General features: G+C 56.7%; 20 protein-coding genes. 8 read left to right on the top strand and 12 right to left on the bottom strand.

What is annotated here, in order from left to right; genetic code table 11:
• Positions 1–78: 78 nt before the first annotated feature.
• The 3 genes from DY251_RS14470 (at position 79) to iolG (ending at position 3194) form a co-directional block, all read left to right on the top strand.
• Positions 79–1200: an ABC transporter permease gene (locus tag DY251_RS14470; RefSeq protein WP_116624635.1), complete on the top strand. Its 1122-nt coding sequence runs from the start codon at positions 79–81 to the stop codon at positions 1198–1200.
• 168 nt (positions 1201–1368) lie between these two features.
• Positions 1369–2172: an ATP-binding cassette domain-containing protein gene (locus tag DY251_RS14465; protein WP_116624634.1), complete on the top strand. Its 804-nt coding sequence runs from the start codon at positions 1369–1371 to the stop codon at positions 2170–2172.
• A 32-nt stretch (positions 2173–2204) separates the two neighbouring features.
• Positions 2205–3194 carry an inositol 2-dehydrogenase gene (gene iolG, locus DY251_RS14460; RefSeq protein ID WP_116624633.1) on the top strand — a complete coding sequence of 330 codons (990 nt, stop codon included), beginning with the start codon at positions 2205–2207 and terminating at the stop codon, positions 3192–3194.
• A 285-nt stretch (positions 3195–3479) separates the two neighbouring features.
• Here the strand turns inward: iolG and DY251_RS14455 are convergent.
• A protein-coding gene (locus tag DY251_RS14455; protein WP_116624632.1) for an IS630 family transposase occupies positions 3480–4549 on the bottom strand; the annotation gives its coding sequence in 2 pieces (ribosomal slippage) (positions 3480–4063 and positions 4063–4549; 1071 coding nt in all).
• Positions 4550–4644: 95 nt separating this feature from the next.
• Here DY251_RS14455 and DY251_RS14450 point away from each other — a divergent pair.
• Both DY251_RS14450 and DY251_RS14445 read left to right on the top strand, forming a co-directional pair.
• Positions 4645–4842, top strand: a complete 198-nt coding sequence (locus tag DY251_RS14450; RefSeq protein WP_116624631.1) for a hypothetical protein — start codon at positions 4645–4647, stop codon at positions 4840–4842.
• 112 nt (positions 4843–4954) lie between these two features.
• Positions 4955–5398, top strand: coding sequence for an SRPBCC family protein (locus DY251_RS14445; protein WP_116624630.1), 444 nt, complete (start codon positions 4955–4957; stop codon positions 5396–5398).
• A 128-nt stretch (positions 5399–5526) separates the two neighbouring features.
• Here DY251_RS14445 and DY251_RS14440 read toward each other — a convergent pair whose 3' ends face one another.
• From DY251_RS14440 to DY251_RS21650, 5 genes are all read right to left on the bottom strand, one after another.
• Complete coding sequence (locus DY251_RS14440; RefSeq protein ID WP_116624629.1) at positions 5527–7278, bottom strand: alkaline phosphatase; 1752 nt, start codon at positions 7276–7278, stop codon at positions 5527–5529.
• A 130-nt stretch (positions 7279–7408) separates the two neighbouring features.
• On the bottom strand, positions 7409–8932 hold the full coding sequence (locus tag DY251_RS14435; RefSeq protein ID WP_116624628.1) for a malonate--CoA ligase: 1524 nt from the start codon (positions 8930–8932) through the stop codon (positions 7409–7411).
• A gap of 66 nt (positions 8933–8998) precedes the next feature.
• On the bottom strand, positions 8999–10138 hold the full coding sequence (locus DY251_RS14430) for a calcium:cation antiporter (protein WP_245415972.1): 1140 nt from the start codon (positions 10136–10138) through the stop codon (positions 8999–9001).
• Positions 10139–10269: 131 nt separating this feature from the next.
• Positions 10270–10743 (bottom strand): TspO/MBR family protein, encoded by a 474-nt coding sequence (locus tag DY251_RS14425; RefSeq protein ID WP_116624626.1) that lies wholly within the window; start codon positions 10741–10743, stop codon positions 10270–10272.
• The gene (locus DY251_RS21650) at positions 10743–10913 is read right to left on the bottom strand and encodes a hypothetical protein (RefSeq protein WP_170971414.1); all 171 of its coding nucleotides are present in this window, start codon (positions 10911–10913) and stop codon (positions 10743–10745) included. The genes DY251_RS14425 and DY251_RS21650 overlap by 1 nt, the downstream gene beginning before the upstream one ends.
• Before the next feature lie 128 nt (positions 10914–11041).
• Between DY251_RS21650 and chrA the strand changes: the two genes are divergently transcribed.
• Positions 11042–12268 carry a chromate efflux transporter gene (gene chrA, locus DY251_RS14420; protein WP_245415971.1) on the top strand — a complete coding sequence of 409 codons (1227 nt, stop codon included), beginning with the start codon at positions 11042–11044 and terminating at the stop codon, positions 12266–12268.
• A gap of 19 nt (positions 12269–12287) precedes the next feature.
• On the opposite strand, the gene DY251_RS14415 is transcribed toward chrA, so the two are convergent.
• The 6 genes from DY251_RS14415 to DY251_RS21965 all read right to left on the bottom strand — a co-directional run bounded on the left by DY251_RS14415 (position 12288) and on the right by DY251_RS21965 (position 17253).
• On the bottom strand, positions 12288–13217 hold the full coding sequence (locus tag DY251_RS14415; RefSeq protein ID WP_116624624.1) for a DUF5996 family protein: 930 nt from the start codon (positions 13215–13217) through the stop codon (positions 12288–12290).
• A 48-nt stretch (positions 13218–13265) separates the two neighbouring features.
• On the bottom strand, positions 13266–13619 hold the full coding sequence (locus DY251_RS14410; RefSeq protein ID WP_116624623.1) for a UBP-type zinc finger domain-containing protein: 354 nt from the start codon (positions 13617–13619) through the stop codon (positions 13266–13268).
• A gap of 381 nt (positions 13620–14000) precedes the next feature.
• A complete protein-coding gene (locus tag DY251_RS14405; protein WP_116624622.1) occupies positions 14001–15224 on the bottom strand; it encodes an MFS transporter in 1224 nt (407 codons plus the stop codon).
• Positions 15225–15356: 132 nt separating this feature from the next.
• Complete coding sequence (locus tag DY251_RS14400; protein ID WP_116624621.1) at positions 15357–16040, bottom strand: hypothetical protein; 684 nt, start codon at positions 16038–16040, stop codon at positions 15357–15359.
• A gap of 340 nt (positions 16041–16380) precedes the next feature.
• Positions 16381–16512 carry a hypothetical protein gene (locus DY251_RS21895; protein WP_281004466.1) on the bottom strand — a complete coding sequence of 44 codons (132 nt, stop codon included), beginning with the start codon at positions 16510–16512 and terminating at the stop codon, positions 16381–16383.
• Positions 16513–17034: 522 nt separating this feature from the next.
• Positions 17035–17253 (bottom strand): excalibur calcium-binding domain-containing protein, encoded by a 219-nt coding sequence (locus tag DY251_RS21965; RefSeq protein ID WP_116624619.1) that lies wholly within the window; start codon positions 17251–17253, stop codon positions 17035–17037.
• Between the two features lie 198 nt (positions 17254–17451).
• On the opposite strand from DY251_RS21965, the gene DY251_RS14385 reads away from it, so the two are divergent.
• Both DY251_RS14385 and DY251_RS14380 read left to right on the top strand, forming a co-directional pair.
• Positions 17452–18000, top strand: coding sequence for a hypothetical protein (locus tag DY251_RS14385; RefSeq protein WP_137113857.1), 549 nt, complete (start codon positions 17452–17454; stop codon positions 17998–18000).
• A gap of 46 nt (positions 18001–18046) precedes the next feature.
• Positions 18047–18790, top strand: a complete 744-nt coding sequence (locus DY251_RS14380) for a hypothetical protein (protein ID WP_147307441.1) — start codon at positions 18047–18049, stop codon at positions 18788–18790.
• The last annotated feature ends 35 nt before the right edge of the window (positions 18791–18825 follow it).

The following is an 18825-nucleotide window of genomic DNA, read 5'->3' as shown; positions in this document are numbered from 1 at the left end:
AAAGATCCTCCCGGAGGGCCCGGCTTGGCGGAGCCGGGCTTTCGCCTACACTTCGCGATTTAACTTAGAGGATTCGCAATGGCGAACAGCGAAACTTCCGTGCCAGCCGCACGGTCGAGCGACGAGCGCTTGCGCAGGCAATCCATACTGCGCAGCATGTTGTCCAGACCGGAACTGGGCGCTGTCGCAGGCGCAATTCTCGTGTTCATTTTCTTCGCCGTTACCGCGCGCGGCACCGGCATGTTCGCCGCTGACGGTGTAATGAACTGGGTGACTGTCGCTGGACAACTCACCATCATCGCCACCGGCGCGGCGCTTCTGATGATCGGCGGGGAGTTCGATCTTTCGGTCGGTTCAATGATCGGCTTTGCCGGCATGATGATCGCCATCCCGACAGTCTATTTCGGCGTTCCCATTGCTCTGAGCGTCCTGTTTGCATTTTGCGGAGCGTTGCTGATCGGCTTCCTGAACGGCGTGATCGTGGTGCGAACCAGACTACCGTCTTTCATCGTCACACTCGCCTCGCTTTACATTCTGCGTGGCATGACGATTGCGCTTTCCATTCTTTTCGCGAACCGCACCATTGTCAGCGGCGTGAAGAACTTTGCCGACGATTCCTTCGTAAGCTGGCTGTTCGCGGGCAAGGCATTTCGCGGCTTTTTCATCTGGCTGGCGGAGGCCGGTGTGATCGGCACATTGCCGAACGGACAGCCTGCCGTGCAGGGCATTCCCGCGGTCGTTCTCTGGGCGTTCGCCATCGCCGCAGTCGGCCACATCGTGCTGACGCGCACACGCTTCGGAAACTGGATTTTTGCCTCCGGCGGCGATGCGAATGCGGCGCGCAATGTCGGTGTTCCGGTTGCGCGGGTGAAGATCACCCTGTTCATGGTCACTGCTTTTTGCGCCACCGTATATGCCACGTGTCAGGTGATGGAATTCGGCTCCGCAGCAGCAGATCGCGGCGTGCTGAAAGAGTTCGAAGCCATCATTGCAGCGGTTATCGGCGGGTGTCTGCTGACGGGCGGCTATGGTTCGGTGATCGGCGCATTCTTCGGGGCGCTGATATTCGGTGTTGTGCAAATGGGTATTCTGTTTACCGGCGCGCCGAATGATTGGTTCCAGGTTTTCCTCGGCCTGATGCTGCTGACGGCGGTGTTGTTCAACAGTGTCATTCGTCGCCGCGCGACAGGTGAACGGTAAGATGTTGAGCAGCTACCCCTCATCCACCTGCCGGCACCTTCTCCCGCAAAAGAAGAAGGATGATAAATTTGACGCCTCTTTGACGGCTTCTGCCATCTCTCATTGCGGGAGAAGGTGTCGGCAGCCGAACAAGGGGTCGATAAGAACTGCGTTTAAGGGAGGCAAATCATGACGGCGACGACCAATCAGCCTTCTGAAACGCCAATAATTGAAGTTCGCAACCTCGTGAAACATTTCGGGGCCGTGGTGGCGCTCGCCGGTGTTTCGATGAAGGTTCACGCGGGCGAAGTTCTGTGCCTGTTGGGCGACAATGGCGCGGGCAAATCAACGCTCATCAAAACCCTGTCCGGCGTCCACAAGCCGAATGGTGGTGAGTATTTCGTGGACGGGAAACAGGTGACGTTCCAGACGCCGAGAGACGCGCTCGATGCAGGCATTGCGACGGTCTATCAGGATCTCGCAATGGTGCCGCTGATGTCTATCGCGCGGAACTTCTTCATGGGTCGCGAGCCGGTGCGCAAATTCGGGCCGCTCAAATTCATGAATATGGGATTTGCCGAAGACGTGGCGCGGCAGGAAATGCGCAAGATCGGCATTGATGTGCGCGATCCGGGGCAGGCCGTTGGCACGCTTTCAGGCGGTGAACGGCAATGTGTGGCGATTGCCCGCGCGGTCTATTTCGGCGCGAAAGTATTGATCCTCGACGAGCCAACATCAGCGCTCGGCGTGGCGCAGACGTCGATGGTGCTGAAATATGTCAACCTCGTGCGCTCGCGCGGACTGGGCGTTATCTTCATCACCCACAATGTTCGCCATGCCTATGCAGTCGGCAATTCGTTCACAGTGCTCAATCGCGGGCGAACGCTTGGCACGTTCAGCAAGTCGGAAATCGGCATTGAAGAACTGCAAAATCTGATGGCGGGCGACAAGGAATTGCAGTCGCTTTCCGACGAACTCGGCGGCATGGTGTAGCCCAAGCACACATCAAATATCTGGAGATAAAAATGACCGTACGCTTTGGCCTGCTTGGCGCTGGCCGCATCGGCAAAGTTCACGCCAAGGCCGTTGCCTCAAACCCCAATGCAAAGCTGGTGGCAGTGGCGGACGCCTTCGACAAGGCCGCACAGGACCTTGCGAAATCCTATGGCGCACAGGTGCGGACCATCGATGACATCGAGGAGGCGAAGGACATCGATGCGGTGGTGATTTGCACGCCGACTGACACCCATGCCGATTTGATCGAGCGCTTTGCGCGCGCCGGAAAAGCGATCTTTTGTGAAAAGCCAATCGATCTGGACGCACGACGCGTTCGGGAATGCCTCAAAGTCGTTGAAGATACCGGCGCGACGCTGATGGTTGGCTTTAACCGCCGGTTCGATCCGCATTTCGCAGCCGTGCGCAAGGCGGTCGATGATGGCGCTGTCGGTGCGGTCGAAATGGTGACTATCGTTTCGCGCGATCCCGGCGCGCCGCCGGTGGATTACATCAAGCGTTCAGGCGGCATTTTCCGCGATATGACGATCCATGATTTCGACATGGCGCGCTTTCTGCTGGGCGAGGAGCCCGTCAGCGTTTCGGCCCATGCGGCAGTGCTGGTGGACAAGGCAATCGGCGAGGCTGGCGATTACGACAGCGTGAGCGTCATTCTCCAGACCAAATCAGGCAAGCAGGCGATTATCTCGAACTCACGGCGCGCTACTTACGGCTACGACCAGCGCATTGAAGTGCATGGGTCGAAGGGCATGGTGGCTGCGGAAAACCAGCGTCCAGTGTCAATCGAAATCGCCAATGCAGATGGCTATACGCGCCCGCCCCTGCATGATTTCTTCATGACCCGCTATACTGAAGCCTATGCCAATGAAATTGCCAGTTTCATCGAGGCAATGACCAAGGGAAAGAAGGCGGAACCATCCGGCGCGGATGGCCTGGCAGCGCTCTTGCTGGCCGATGCGGCAGTGCAATCGGTCAAGGAAGGCAAGGCGATCAAGATATAGGCGATGCTTTTGCGCGATATTTTGCGCAAAAAGCTGGAGCCAAGTCAGAAATTTAGCTCTTGGTTTAAAGCGAGGTGCGGTCGCCTTTGAAGCCGCAATTCAGGGCGCCGCCGCAAGAACACGCGCCGAAGCTGCCGGATTAACGCCGGCTATCCACCAAAAGGGGAACTAGAACCTCAGCCTAGCTCGGCGAAAATGCAGCCCTCCTATTTAGCGCAGGCGGGGATGGCTGCATCAAAAGGGGCAAAAGAATGCCACGACCAAGGCAGGGACTCATACCAAGAGTCATGGTGTTTGACCGACGTGCGCCCACTCCCGCATTCCGATCGATGTGATGGTTTCGGGAGAGGCGAGTAGTTTCCGCCAGGCTTTGCAGGCGGCATCGATGATATCGTCGTATCCGTCGAAGACGCGGTTGGAAAGCCAGTTCTGGCGCAGGAATTGCCAGATGTTCTCGACCGGGTTCAGTTCCGGCGCGCGCGAGGGCAGGAAGATCGGCGTGATATTTTCGGGCATGTTGAGGTTGGCGGTGGTGTGCCATCCGGCCCGGTCCATGACGAGCACGGCATGGGCGCCTTTCTCGACGTGCCGGCTGATCTCGTCGATATGGAGTTGCATGGCCTCGGTGTCGGCGAAGGGCAGCGCGAGAGCAGCACCGACGCCGCGCGCGGGACAGATGGCGCCGAACAGGTAGGCGCTTTGATACCGCTGGTCGGCGGGCTGCCGCGGACGTGTGCCGCATCTTGCCCATTGCCGCACGATGCCGTTCTTCTGGCCGATGCGGGCTTCATCCTGGAACCACAGTTCCACCTTCGTGCGCGGCGGCAGGTCGCAAAGATGTGCCTTCAGCGTGCGCGGCCAGTTTTTTTGAACGCCTCGACGATTTGGGCATCCTGCGCCGGATGCTGCGGGCGCGCGCTGATATGCGAGAAGCCGAGCCTGTGCAGCAGCTTGCCGACATAGCGCGTGTCATAGTCCACCCCGAACCGCTCCTTGATGACGCGCCTCAGGTCGACACGCCGCCAGCGAACGACGCCGTCGATGGCGCGGTCCGGACCCTTCTCGACAATCGCAGCCAACTCGGATCGCTGCTCCGCAGACAGCCGCGACGGCGGACCAGACGACCATTGATCGACAAGACCTACGGGACCTGCTGTGTTGAACCGATGCACCCAGTCGCGCAGCGTCTGGCGGTCCATGCCGCCGATCCGCGCCGCGTCGGCCCGGCTCATCCCGTCCAGGACGGCCGCGATCGACAACAGCCGGCTGCTCTGGCGCACATCCTTCGAGGCTCGCGCCAGCCGCCGAAGCTCGCCTGCCGAATAGTCGTTCCGCAACTTCACCGCTGATCCCATCGCCGAATCTCCTTCGGCAATAGGGAATCACGGGCCGCAAACCCCGCAAAATCACGAAAGAGTCAGCCCCCGAGACTGTTGGTATCACTCCGCAGATGAAACATGTGCTGGCGGAGATACGCGCAAGCAGCCACGACATACTGCCCATTGCGAGAATCCAGAAGTTACCGCACTGGAAACGCACGCTCGATGCTTTGGAAAGACGGGGAATTATCCGGCGAAAAGTCAAACAGCTGAACGGCGATATTTACCAGTTGCACTGGGAAGAAATTGTCGAAGGCGCTGGAAACTAGCTCCGAATCACTGGCGGCGCGTCGAAAAATTTTCGAAATCCATGTTTATCTATTGTCGGACTAGAGCTCGTTCCGACGTCCTTGGGACATTCAGCAATGAGAGGACATAGATATGCCGAGCACCATTAAACTGCACCGCGTTATGGCTACCCGCCCTGAAAAGATTTACCGCGCATTTCTGGAAAGCGATGCGCTTGCCAAGTGGCTTCCGCCAAACGGTTTCACCTGCTCCGTGCAGCATTTCGAGGCGAAGGTTGGCGGCACATTCAAAATGTCGTTTCGAAACTTCACGACCGGTGAAAGCCATTCTTTCGGCGGCGAATATCAAAAGCTCACACCGAACGAGCATATCGAATATACGGACAAGTTCGATGATCCGAACCTGCCGGGCGAAATGAAGGTTACGGTGGAGCTGAAGCAAGTTTCCGTAGGCACCGAGGTGAACATTACGCAGGCCGGGATCCCTGACCTTATCCCCGCCGAAGCCTGCTATCTGGGCTGGCAGGAATCGCTGCGCAATCTCGCTCGACTCGTTGAACCTGAGATTACGCAGTAAGCGACCGACTGGCTTGGGCCCGCCGAACATCCTCCCTCGGCGGGCTTTTCATTTATCAGGGCCTTGCCTGCAGCGTCACGCCGAATGCTGAAAACATCGCTGTCCGGGAAGATATGCTCGACGGTCGCTTACTGAGAGTGCTTGACGCCGAGCGCCAAAGCCTGCGCAAGCACGCGATAAACATCGCTCTGCTCAAGATAGCCCTTGAAGTTTTCCGATCCCGGACCGGAAGCCTGCAGCACAACGTCGTCAACCGCATGAACGCCTGAGTCGCCCTCATGGGGGATGTTGCCCTGCATGAACATCGCGCCCGGAACATCCTTGTAAGCTTCGTTGGCGACATATTCCTTCTTTTCGTTCTGGATAGCCGGAACGAACGGACCATCGAGCTTCGGACGGAACGTCTCGTAATGGTCCGGGCCGTTATTTGCACTGAGGAACAGGCGGCGCGTAACGTCGACACGGTCAGGATAGCCATCAGCGTTCTTGTCTTCGTAGTTCGGGAAGCCGGCTTCCGCGTAGGTGCCGACCTTCTCGCGCATATCTACGCCTTGCTTCTCATCATCGACGGTGCCGATGATTGAGACGCCATGCGTGTGGTCGCCCGTTACCACAACAAGCGTATCCGGGTTCTTTGCGGCGAACTCGCGGGCAACGCCGACTGCCTTATCGAACTCGATCGTATCCACGACAGCGCGATCCCAGTCGAGCGGGTGGGACATCTTGTCGATGTTGGCAGCCTCGATAACCAGAACGAAGCCATCATTGTTGCGCGACAGAACGTCGATAGCGGTTTTCGCCATCTGAACCAGACCGGGCTGTTCCGGGAATTTCTCGACGGTGCCCTTCTTGAGGAACTCGCGGTCGAGCGTCGTATCCATATTGCCGGTGTGGAAAAGGCCCAGCACCTTGCCCATATTGGTGCCATCAGCGGCTTCCAGTTCGGACTTCGTCGTGGCCAGCGTGTAGCCCGCGTCCTTGTAAAGCGCGATATAATCGGTGTCGTCCTTGCGCTTGGAGTCCGGCTGCGTTTGCGGCAGGAAATATGCCGAGCCGCCGCCAAGGATCACGTCCGGCTTGAGGTCGAATGTCTGACCGTTGATCACTGCCTTATCCGAGCGACGGCGAGTGTGGGCAAACACTGCGGCAGGCGTAGCGTCCTGCAATTCCGCGGTGGTGACGATGCCGATCGACTTTTTCGTCTGGCGGCGCAGCGCTTCAGCGAGCGTCTCGACCTTGGGATCATCGAGCGAATCATTGGTGCGGTCAGCATAGACGCCGAGCGCGTTTACCGCCGTCTTGTGGCCGGTCATGTAAGCCGACATGGTGTTGGCGCTGTCGGTGGCAATTGCGCTGGTGGAGGAGGTGCCGATAAACACGGAACGATCCATATCGTCCATGTTCAGTCGGCCATTGGCCTTACCCTCGGTCATGCCCTTGGACATGATGCGGGCAGCCGTGCGGTGCGCAACGGAAAGGCCGTCACCGAGCAGGAAGATCACATTCTTCGCGGATGCGGTTTCGGGCGTGTCATAGACTTCCCACTTAACTGTCTTCTCTTCGTTTCCGGCCTTGGCGACAACGGTATATGTTCCGGGCTCGGCCAGCGTCACGCCATTGAGGCGCACTGCGGATGCATCGACACCATCTTCCTTGCCGATGAAGGAAGCAGGCTTGCCGAACACTTCAGCTACCGGCTTGCGGTTGACCGTTACCGACACATCGCCTTCCTGAACGATGCCGTCGAACTCGACTTTGAAGTCGAACGGGGATGAAACCAGAATCGTCGCACGATCCAACGGGTAGACAGTGGCTGCGTTCGCAGCAAAGGGCGAAAGCAGCATCGTGCTGCACACAAGCGTTCCAATCAGGTGGCGCATCTCTGTTCTCCGTGTTCAGAATGCTTCCCGCTTATGGTTGCCAGGTAACACAGATATGACATTTGAAGGTTTTCGCAAAACTGCGCGATAGCAAAATTATCGGCTTATGTTTTAGCGCCATGCAGTTGCATCAGTCGGATGCCAACGCATCATAAATAGCTTTGTAGCGCTCGCGCAGAATATTCTTCTGCACCTTGCCCATCGTGTTGCGCGGCAATTCTTCAAGAAACAGAATGCGCTTGGGCTGCTTATATCGGGCAAGGCGATCTGCCAGCGCAGCCAGAATTGCGCCTTCGTCAATCGCAGCGCCCGGCTGCCTGATGACAACCGCCGTGACGCCCTCGCCAAAATCCGGATGCGGCACACCGATGACCGCGCTTTCAACCACACCATCGATCTGGTCGATCTCGGTTTCGACTTCCTTCGGATAGATGTTGTATCCGCCGGAAATCACGAGATCCTTGCCGCGACCCACAATATGCACGTAACCGCGCGGGTCGATCATGCCGAGATCGCCGGTGATGAAATAGCCATCCGCACGAAACTCACTCATGGTCTTTTCGGGCATGCGCCAATAACCCTTGAACACGTTCGGGCCTTTGATCTCGATCATGCCCGTTTGCCCATCCGGCAATTGCTTTCCATTTTCGGGATCCGTCACTCGCAAGGATATGCCCGGAAGCGGAAAGCCGACTGTGCCGGGAACGCGATCACCATCATACGGGTTTGAGGTGTTCATATTGGTTTCGGTCATGCCATAGCGTTCGAGAATAGCGTGGCCGGTTTTTTCCGAAAACGCGCGATGCGTGTCCGCAAGCAATGGCGCAGACCCCGACACGAACAGCCGCATGCCCGCGGCCGCTTCGCGCGTCAGGCCCGGATGTCCGACAAGCCTTACATAGAATGTCGGCACGCCCATCATCGACGTCGCTTCGCCCATCAAGCGAAGAACTTCGTTCGCATCGAACTTCGGCAAGAAATACATGGACGCGCCGGACAGCAGCACGACGTTGGAGGCAACGAAAAGCCCATGCGTGTGAAAAATCGGCAGCGCGTGGATCAACCGGTCGGCACTGGTGAAACGCCAATAGCGCACAAGCGTCTGGGCATTGGACAGCAGATTGTCATGCGTGAGCATGGCGCCCTTGGAGCGGCCGGTCGTGCCGGAGGTATAAAGGATCGCCGCGAGGTCATCCGGTCCGCACGCTACGTCTGCAAAGGCTGGAGATGCGTTCTTGGCCAGATCGATCAGCGAACCGCCGCCAGCATCGTCAAGCGTCTCAACCTCAGCACCATAGCGCACCGCAACGGGTTGCACCCCTGCTTGCGCGCCGGGCGATACGACGACGAGACGCGGCGCTGCATCACTGATGAAATAGTCGAGTTCAGCGAGCGTGTAGGCAATATTCAGCGGAAGGTAGACTGCCCCTGCTCTGATGCAGGCGAGGTAGAGCATTAGCGCTTCGGCACTTTTCTCTACCTGAACGGCGACCCTGTCGCCGGGGCGCACGCCGCGCTGCTGAAGCGCGCTTGCCAGACGACCGGAGAAATCCAGCATGTCAGCGTAGGTCCAGACACGGCCGTCCGGAGTTTTGATAAATGGCGTATCAGGGCGAGCGGCGGACCGAAAGGCATCGAATAGATGATTGCTCATGTCAGTTCCTGCAATATGCGACCTGTCGCGGCAATGTAGCTGGTTCGCTTCACTGGGCAAGCGAACTCATGGAACCGCGATCAACATCAGGTAAGCCACGAATATGACCAGATGCACCAGTCCGGTCAGCACGGTCGTGCGCCCGGTTCCAAAGCTGATTGTGCTGACTGCAAGCACCAGCAACAGGAGCACGGTGTCGCCCGCGCCAAGCCCTAGCGTCAGATCCGTACCGGTAAAGAGTGTTATGGCTGCGACAACGGGAACCGTCAGGCCAATCGTTGCGCAAGCGGAGCCGAGTGCGATGTTCAGGCTGCGCTGCAATTCATTGTTCATGGAAGCGCGTATTGCGGAAACAGTCTCCGGCATCAGCACAAGCGTGGCGATAAACGCGCCGACGATGGCGTCCGTCTGCCCGATCTGCAGCGCGGCCAGTCCCTCTTCCAGCGCACTGGCGACATATTCTGCGAGAAGCACAATGCCGATCAATCCTATCGCAAGAAGCACAAGGCTTTTGCCGAGACTGTCGTTCGAAGGAGTGTGTTCATCTTCGCCGCCAGAAAACACGTCATCAAGGAAATCATCGCGATGACGCGTCATCTGCGCGAACAGGAAGCTGCCATATAGCAGCAGACACAGCGTGCTGACGAAAACGAGTTGCATCCGGGAAAACGTGCCCCAGGTGGAGGTGAGCGTATAATCCGGCAGGATGAGCGTCAAAACCGATAGCGCGACGACAACGGATAGCAACGCACTTGTGCCCTGCCGTTTCAGCTCCTGATGATTGTGGCGCAGCCCGCCGAGCGTAAGGCATATGCCGAGCATACCGCCGCATACGATCATGACCGTTGAGAATACCGACTCACGAACCAGCGTGGGATTCTGGTCGCCCCCAAGCATGACGCTTACGATCACCGACGCCTCGATTGCCGTTACCGCTACGGTCAGCACCAAGGTTCCGTACGGCTCGCCAACCCTGTGCGCAATCGCTTCGGCATGGCGCAATGTGATGAAGACCGTCACGAAAGCCAGTGCGAGGACCAGCACCGACAGCACTATTTCCGGAGCGACAGGCAAGCGCCCGATTGTTGCCTGCTTCACCTCAAGCAGCACACCCACGCCCAGCGCGACCAGCGGCCCCATAACAGGACGTTCCAGCAATCGCTTCCGCCGCACCTTTGTGGAATGCCTACCTGCGTTGGCAGCCATCTTCCTGTCCCCATTTTCGGATCAAGCGCTTTGCGGTCGATTCGCATGAAGAATAGAATGATGATGGCAGATTGCGAATACTCTTCGGAACATTCAAGCGGCCTCGATTGCGCGCCTGTCCAGTCACGAAGCTAGTTGAGCCAGACAATCGCAGCGTTGAGAACTGACGCAAAAGCGACCCAAAGTATATAGGGCACGAACATCAGTGACGCAGGTCGATCACGCTTCCATGCATAGAGGACGTAGAGGGCGGTTGTACACGCCAAGGCCAGAATGATGATCAGCGCCGCGAAGGGCGCCTTAAGCCCAAAGAACGCAGGTGACCAGGCGAAGTTCAGAACCATCTGGATGAACCAAAGCGACGTCAACAGCCTGTCGTTCTTGACGAAGATCGAGCGCCACCCGGCTATACCGATAAGCACATATAGCGACGTCCAAACGGGTGCAAAAATCCATGGCGGCGGGTTGAAAGATGGCTTGTTCAACGCCTGATACCAAGCATCCGGCGTATTGATCACGCCGATTATCGACCCGATGCAAATGACCGAGGCGACAACCAGAACCGCACCGAGCGAACCCTCTCGACCTGGCTTGGAATGAGCCATCACCCTTCAGCCTTGTATATCTTCGCAGCCTCCTCAATCTTCTTCAGATTGTTACCGTGCTTCTGGATAAGTTCCTTAGCCTGATTCAATGAAAGGTCGCTTTGTTCGGCAATGTGCAGCGCAAGCTCCTCTTCGCCCTTGAGCGGCTTGAGTTTCTGTTTGTCTGCCATCGTTCCAACCCCAGATCAAATTGAACTGCCAAAATGAACTGATGATGTGGCTTTCTGTTCCAGCCACCTGTTCAATAATGCAATCTTTGGAATCATCACATTATGAGCGCTTTGAAGGTGGAACGCGTGTGACGAATTCAGCCAGCGTGGTGTCGCAGCCGGTGCCTTCGCGGCAGGGTAACCCTGGCGAGGTCTTTCGCGTCTTTCTTAAACTTGGCCTGACATCGTTCGGCGGTCCAATCGCGCATCTGGGATATTTCCGCAACGAGCTTGTCGAGCGCCGAAAGTGGATCGATGAACAGGGCTATGCGGATATTGTCGCGCTCTGCCAGTTTCTGCCCGGCCCCGCGTCCAGTCAGGTTGGTTTTGCGATGGGATTGCTCCGAGGCGGACCTCTCGGAGCGCTGGCCGCCCTGACCGCCTTCACAATGCCGTCCGCCATAGCAATGGTCGCGTTCGCCTACGGCGTGGTGATCTTCGACGGATCGCTCTGGAGCGGCGGCATCGCCGGATTGAAGATCGTTGCCGTTGCCATCGTCGCCCAGGCAGTATTGGGCATGGCAAAGAACCTTTGCCCAGACAGAGAACGCGCGACCATTGCTCTTGCAGCTGCTCTGATTGTAACAGGCATGGCAGGTGCATTCGGTCAGGTCGCCGCAATAATAGCAGGCGCGGTGGGAGGCCTCTGGTTCGTCAAGAGTGACGGCGCGATTGTATCCGGGCCCATCGCCTTCAAAGTTTCGCGAACGGCGGGCTCGATATGTCTGGCCCTGTTCGCATTGTTGCTGGTTGGCTTACCCCTTGCCACAAATGCACTGGGCAACCCAGGACTTGCGGTATTTGATTCTTTTTATCGCGCCGGATCCCTGGTGTTTGGTGGTGGTCATGTCGTGCTTCCACTTCTCGAATCGGAAGTCGTAAGCCGAGGCTGGGTCAGCCACGATCAATTCCTTGCTGGCTATGGGGCGGCTCAGGCAGTACCCGGCCCACTCTTTACCTTTGCCGCCTATCTCGGCACGGTTCTCGGCCCCGAACCAAACGGCATCACAGGAGCGATGATTGCGCTTTTTGCAGTCTTTCTTCCTGGGTTTTTGCTGCTGGTTGGCAGCATACCGTTCTGGTCAGCGCTTTGTGCACGCCCAGGTGCGCAAAGTGTCATTCGCGGGGCGAATGCTGCTGTCGTGGGCATACTTGGCGCAGCGCTATACAATCCCCTTTTCACAAGTGCCATCGTCAGCCCGGCCTCGTTCGCGCTGGCGCTCGTTTGCTTTGTCCTTCTTGTTGTGTGGAAGGCGCCACCATGGATTGTCGTCATCTTCGGCGCGCTGGGAGGGGCGGGGATCAATCTTGTCTAGTAGCGTGTGGCACAGAGATTCACTCCGGACGCCCGCTGCCGAGCAGCCCGGAATCCCAGCCCGCAGGGGTTGCACCGGCATTGTAGGTTGTTTCGATGAAGGCAAGCAGGTCGCGGTCAGGATTGTCGGACCGGCGCAGGTCGTCATAGTCGAGAATAAATTCACCCATCCCAGAGTCCCATCGTGCGGCGGGCGGGCTAATCTTCGCTTCTTCGATACCTTGAGGCTGAGGATAGGTGAATGAGTAGAACGCGGGCTTGGGATAGGAAGGATCACCCGACCACCACCCCATCTCCATCAATTGCGCATTCATCGAGTTGCGCCGGATATAGCCTGCGTTCGGTGCCGGCAAAGCAGGCTTGCCGTTATAGAGGGCCAAGCGGATGTCGAGCGTTCCCCACATCAGCCCGATAGGCTGCGTCTTACCCGTGAACCGACCCTGAAAGACTTGAAGGACGCGTTGCGTACTGTGGAGAACGCGCCACCAGGCATTGGCAAGGTCGCGGTCGTACGGACGGTGCGCAGTGTCCTTGTCGAACGCGATCGGGTTAGGCACCTCCTGCGGCATGAGAGTGATCGAGGCGTCCTTCACTGATCGGCGAAGCTGGTCAAGGAAGGTGTCGACGAACATGGCTACGGATGTCGGGCCGAGGGGCATTTGTCCTGACGCGCCCGAACTCGTAATCCACTGCATCTCATGCGAGATCAAGTCTGCGCGCACCTCGTAGACACCGCCGCCATAAGAAATCGGGCCGGTGGTGAGGCCCCTTGCATAAAGCCACAACGGAACTTCGGCCCATTGCGCCTGGAATGGCTCCGTTAGCTTAAGCTTACCGACGGCCTGCAACACCATGTGAAGCAAATATCGCGTCGGCTCGAAGGCTGGATAGGAAAGCGCCGGCCAAAGGTCACCGGATGAGAAATCGGAAGGTGACTTGCCGGTGCTCATGGCGTGTTCTCCTGTAAAGCCCGCCCGCTTGCCAATGCGCCTGCTACTTTATTCGTTCAGCAGCGACTGCCAGTTTGCGGGAACCCGGCCGGCCGGTCCGGGCGCGGGTTGGTCTAGCGGGTGGGATTCGGGTGGCGCTAACGTTTCGCCGCGAACCTGGGATTCGGTCTCGAAATTCCAGAACCATGTCTCGCCCGGTTCGAAACTTCTGATAATCGGATGGCCGGTGGCATGAAAATGCTTGGTGGCATGCTGGTGCGGAGAGCTGTCGCAGCAGCCGATGTGACCGCACTCTGCGCAGCGCCGCAGATGAAACCACCATGTTCCCGCGGCCAGACATTCTTCGCAACCGGTTCCTGACGGCTTGGCCGCCGGATCGATCCCGCGGGCTTTCATCGCCATGGGGTGCCCCTTTTTTCAGCCGCTTCCTTACGAAACGCTAGCAACATCGCGCCGACGGTACTGGAACGAACTGGAAAGTCCACATTTTTTGAGAAGATAGTCTGCGGCCGGATCGCCTTATGATCACGCCGTTCCATTGGTGGAGCTGAGGTCCACCGAATGTTTTATGTAACAAGTTGATAATGCTACAGTTTTAATAAGGATTGATATCGATAGCCAACTATTTTTCCAACAAATCCTGCGAATGACACGCGAAAGCTAGAACGCTCTCGGGACAAATGGGACAAAACGGACAAAACTCAATTCCATCACCTGCTACGGTTGCTACTCCTGCTACTTTTGCTACGGATTGTGGCTAGTTGGCTGAGGATCGTGAGCGCATCATCCTGTTGGCAATTCGCGACTGTCTTCGATCCTTGGCAAGAACCAGGTCAGCAAGCCAGCGAGCGGCAAGAACGCACAAAGCTGATAGACCGCTTCAATGCCCATACTGTCTGCGAGAACACCGAGGATAGCTGCAGCTATTCCTCCCAAACCGAAGTTTAGCCCATAAAATAATCCACCGATCAACCCGATGCGATTTGGAACCAATTCCATTGCATAGATCAGAATTGACGCAAACGCGCTCGCCATGATCAGGTTGATCAGAACAGTGAGCACACCGGTCCAGAACAGATCCGCGTAGGGCAAAATGAGCGTGAATGGGAGCGGGCCCAGTACTGAAATCCAGATAATCCGATAGCGACCGATCCTGTCGCCAATTATGCCACCGATAAGCGCGCCAACAGCCGATGCGACCAGGAAAACGAAAAGCATAAGCTGTGATGCCTGGATTGAAATGCCGAAACGGTCGATCAAATAGAAGGTGTAAAATGACCGAAAACTCTCACCATAAGCATTCTTCGAGAACATAAGCAGCGTTAGGACAGTCAGGCCAAGCGCGATTGTTGCTGTGGAATGAGCGTGGCGCGTGGTGGTGACATTTGAAAGCGCGGAGTGCGCGCGCTCTACGTGTCTGCGAATTTCGGCATGTTTGCCGGCTGTCCAAACCATTAGCATCATTGCAATCAGTGCGAGGCTTGCAAACCATGCAAGACTTGGTTGGCCGCGTGGCACGATGATGAGCGCCGCCAGCAGCGGACCCAACGCACCGCCCGTTTGCCCTCCTACCTGAAATAACCCTTGCGCCAATCCCTGCCTGCCACCCGATGCGTGACGGGCCATGCGTGTCGCTTCCGGATGAAAAATCGATGAACCGATCCCGATACATCCGACGGAAATGAGAATGAGCCCATAGCTGGAAGCAAAGGCGAGCCCAACCAGCCCAGCAAGCGTGAACGTCATCCCGACCACTGTGGAGTAGGGCATTGGATGCTTGTCGGTGACATAGCCGACAACAGGTTGCAGCAACGATCCCGCGATCTGGAACGTGAGCGTGATCATTCCGATCTGCACAAAATCCAAGGCGTACGTACCCTTGATGATGGGGTAGATCGCCGGAATGAGCGACTGCATCAGATCATTCAGCAGGTGTGTCGCGCTTAGAATCAGCAAGATCGAAAGGTGTGTCTTAGGTCTGCTGACTACTGGGGAAGTAGCATCCATTGCGGCCCGCGTAGGTTCTCGAAACTCGTTTAAGCAAGCCAGCTTATTGTCAGAGCCGATTTTCGATCTCAATACACCACATCGAAATATTGCGCTCTCCAGACGGGATCGGCAAATGAACCTCGACGCAGGTCATTTCGACGCCCGATACATTGAGAAGTTCGGAATCAGCACCTCGTTCGCCTCAGGTGGTAGATTGCCGGTCCACTGATCGTTCCACATGTAGCGTGGCATTGGGGTGGCATCAGCTTCTTCACGCCTGAATAGAATCTCGCCTCTGACACCGGCTGCTTTTCGACGGCGCGCATTTTCCTTGAGCTGCTTCTTTGCGATGCGCACGCCGCTGCCGTCAGCTTTGGCTGAACCCCCGCATTCTATGGGAAACTCTTCGCCGGTAGGTTGCGCTCCATGCTGCGATTGAACTTCGGACCAACCTAGGAACGGCTCATAATCGGATTTGTCGAGGTGTTCGTTTTCCTGCTCGCGGTCGTCGGTCGCTTCACCTTCACGCCACCCTGTGCCATGACCACAGAAACCAAGGTCCGGCTCGCCGTCGTATAACGAGCCCTGCAGGCTGGCTTGGCTGCCCTCATCCTGCCAACCGAGTTCGCGTTCATCATCGCTACCCGATTCAAGATCGCAGTCGTCTGCCTCTCGGTCGCCATCGCATGACATTTCCGCTGTAGGTCGCTGACCTCCATCCGGCCAACCTAAAAGCGGCTCTTCGTCGGCGGTCCCCTCTACGTTTTCGTCGCCGTCTATTTCATCGAGCAGAGCAATTAGGGCTTCGCAGGTCGCGACGAGCTTCTTGCGCATGGAAGGAGTGACTGCGAGGAATGCTGTCGGCTCAGATGAGCGTGACGCGTCCTTGTTGGTCGAGCGTCTATGTTCTCAAACGACACCGGGTATTGGCAGTACGAGGCAGGATAGACATGCGCCTTCCAGATATCCCGTTCGATACTGGGATACGCCAAGTCATCGATCCAAACATCCATTGCGAGGGATAGTTCCTTCGCAAGGCGGTTGACACGAGTGACGGGCAATTCTGCTTTTTCTTCCGCGACGGCAGGGACACCTACCACAGTTCCGACGGCAACTGCTGGCGGTATGCTTCTCAAGAACAGGCGGCGAGATATCTTTTTCATTCTCGCCTCCCTCAAGCAGCCAGTGCTGCAAGTTCGGCTTCGAGACGGCGCTGCATCGGCGCAATGTCGTAACGAAGCGACTTGTACTTGAGCATGTCAATCTCGCGCTCGACGCGGGCAACGTGCTGCTCGCTAGGAGACATCTGAGCCTCACGATGCTTCTGCCACGCACATGTCAGGCATTAGGCGAAGTTCGAGCGGTTGAACGCGTCTTTGCGCCATGACCGAGTGAACGATGAGCGATAGTGAGCCCACGCTGTGCGCATTACTGCGGCACGGTCGATTTTGGGCAAAGTTGTGCTATTGCTGTGAACAGCCATGCGAGCCTCCAACACAGGTTCGTTTCGGTTAGGGCTGAGGGAGGTTGCCGCCTCTTTCAGCCCGACGTTGATTGTGATATCAAGGTTTCATGACTAAGTCAACAACTGTGATATCAAGGAAACGTGGCCCCGCTGCTACTGGTAAAGGTATTCCGATTCTCGTTAGGCTTCAGCCCGACATGCTTGCCGGTCTGGATCAGTATGCGTCAGAGCATGAGATCACACGCCCAGAAGCGGTTCGGCTCATCATCAAGGACTGGATGGGAAAGCATCTCGTGATCAAGGGCAAGTGAGAGGGGCAGACCAGTCGTTTGTTTTTCAGACCCGCCAGCCGCGCCATTCTCGTCATTCACAAGCAATCCCATCCCCATCTCTATCAAGCCCATATATATCGGTACCAATCACCCTAACCGGTCCTGCAACATAGGCGGGGCCGTTTCCGCTGCCTCCGGCGCAATCAACATCGCTCGCTACTGGCACGCAGGGATCATAATTTGGATCGCATTCCTGCGCGGCCGCCGAAGAAGCCAGCAAAACCAACAAGATTGCGGTGTGCCAAGCCATCAGCGAGTGCTCACGAAATTCTAGATGATCTAGGAAAACACGCAGAACCAGAGGTGCAAGCTAATCATTCGAAGTTGGCTAACCAACCAAAAGCAGTTTGTGAAACATTCTACAGATTGAATTGCCGCGCGGGACAGGTGTGATCTCGCGCCGCAAATGGACTGGCGCGCGGCCACTCGACGCGACATGATACGCGACATGAAACAAGAGTTCATAGCGATACCAAAGCCCAAAATGCTCGAGGCAATCGGTCTCGTGACAGTAAAATGGGCCATCCTCGATCAGATTCTGAACCAGTCGCTTTTTTGGGCATCAGATCCCGATGACATCGACACTGTGAAACTGCTTTCGCAAGGCTCAACGGTAAAGCGATGGGCGAAATTGAAAGATCTGCTCAGAATGGATTTTGCGCGCGAAGCCGGGTCCGAAGGTATGATTCTTCTGATTGACGAAGCACTCTCAATCAAGGGAGAGCGCGACAAGATTGTCCATTGGCCATATAGCGACGGTTCGAGTTCTGAGACGGCTGCCATCTTCTCAATTAGGAATTTTGATCACGCTTGGTACGTTGATCGACCGAGGGTTATGCAGACAGCACAAAAAATCGATCGGCTACTCGCAAGAATATTCAATCACATGCTCGACCATGGCGAGCGCAGCGGTGAAGGCGAGAGTATGTTCGTTCGTCCAACTGGTTGGCGAAATGCGAAACGCGTCGCTCAAGATAAAGTGGCAGATGCGCAATGACAGCGGAGCTTTAAGTTTGAAGTCATTACCACACGGGGTTGGAGCCATGAAGCAGTCCACAGGCAAGACGATCAGCCGGCGCGCGGTCCTAGGCTCTCTTTGCAGTCTCCCCTTGGCAGGCTGTCAGGACGGAGGCGCATCTGTCCGTTATCGGGTGATCGCGAAAGTCCTCTACAATGGACAAACGCATGAAGCCTCAACCGTCATGGAATGCCGCTACTCGCGCCTGAAAAACAGTTTGGTCGGTATGGGTGGGTCAACTACGCTCTACGGCGAGGCGCTGATTTTTGATCTGCCTGCCGGTGGCACCATTTTCATACTGCCCTATTTGCGTAGCAAAGGCGGCGGTTTTTCCGAAATTTATGAGCCGGGCATTTTAGAGACTCTGGGTATTAAAAACAGCGTCGGGGGGCTGAACGACGACGACCTCCAGAGGTTGGCAGAGGCGGCGGGGCGTATGCCCTTCAACTTTTACGGGCGTTACCCCGTTATGGTAGCGTTCCAGGATGAAACGAAGCCTAAGACGATCTTCGAGGTCCTTCCAGGCCAAATGAATGAAAGTTTCGCTGGAGTGACTTTCATAGGGTTGGATATCGAATTTACCGATGCCCCTATCACCGACTTGCTGCGAAAACGTCTGACCTGGCTGAATCTTCCGAGCAGGACTGAGTTATTCGAGCGTGAACCACCTGGATCTTCAAAACCCGACTGGGAACTTCCGCTTGGTCATTTTGTCAATGACCGTGGAATTGGGACCCCGTATTTTCGCGCAAAAGGGACCCCTGTTTAGGGGCGTTGAAGGGCACGCCGATTAGCGCCCGGTCA

Origin of the sequence: Mesorhizobium denitrificans, from assembly GCF_003403035.1 — a bacterium.
GTDB lineage: Bacteria > Pseudomonadota > Alphaproteobacteria > Rhizobiales > Rhizobiaceae > Mesorhizobium_G > Mesorhizobium_G denitrificans.
The sequence above is the reverse complement of the archived record's forward strand: the minus strand, read 5'-3'. Positions and strand labels throughout refer to the sequence as shown.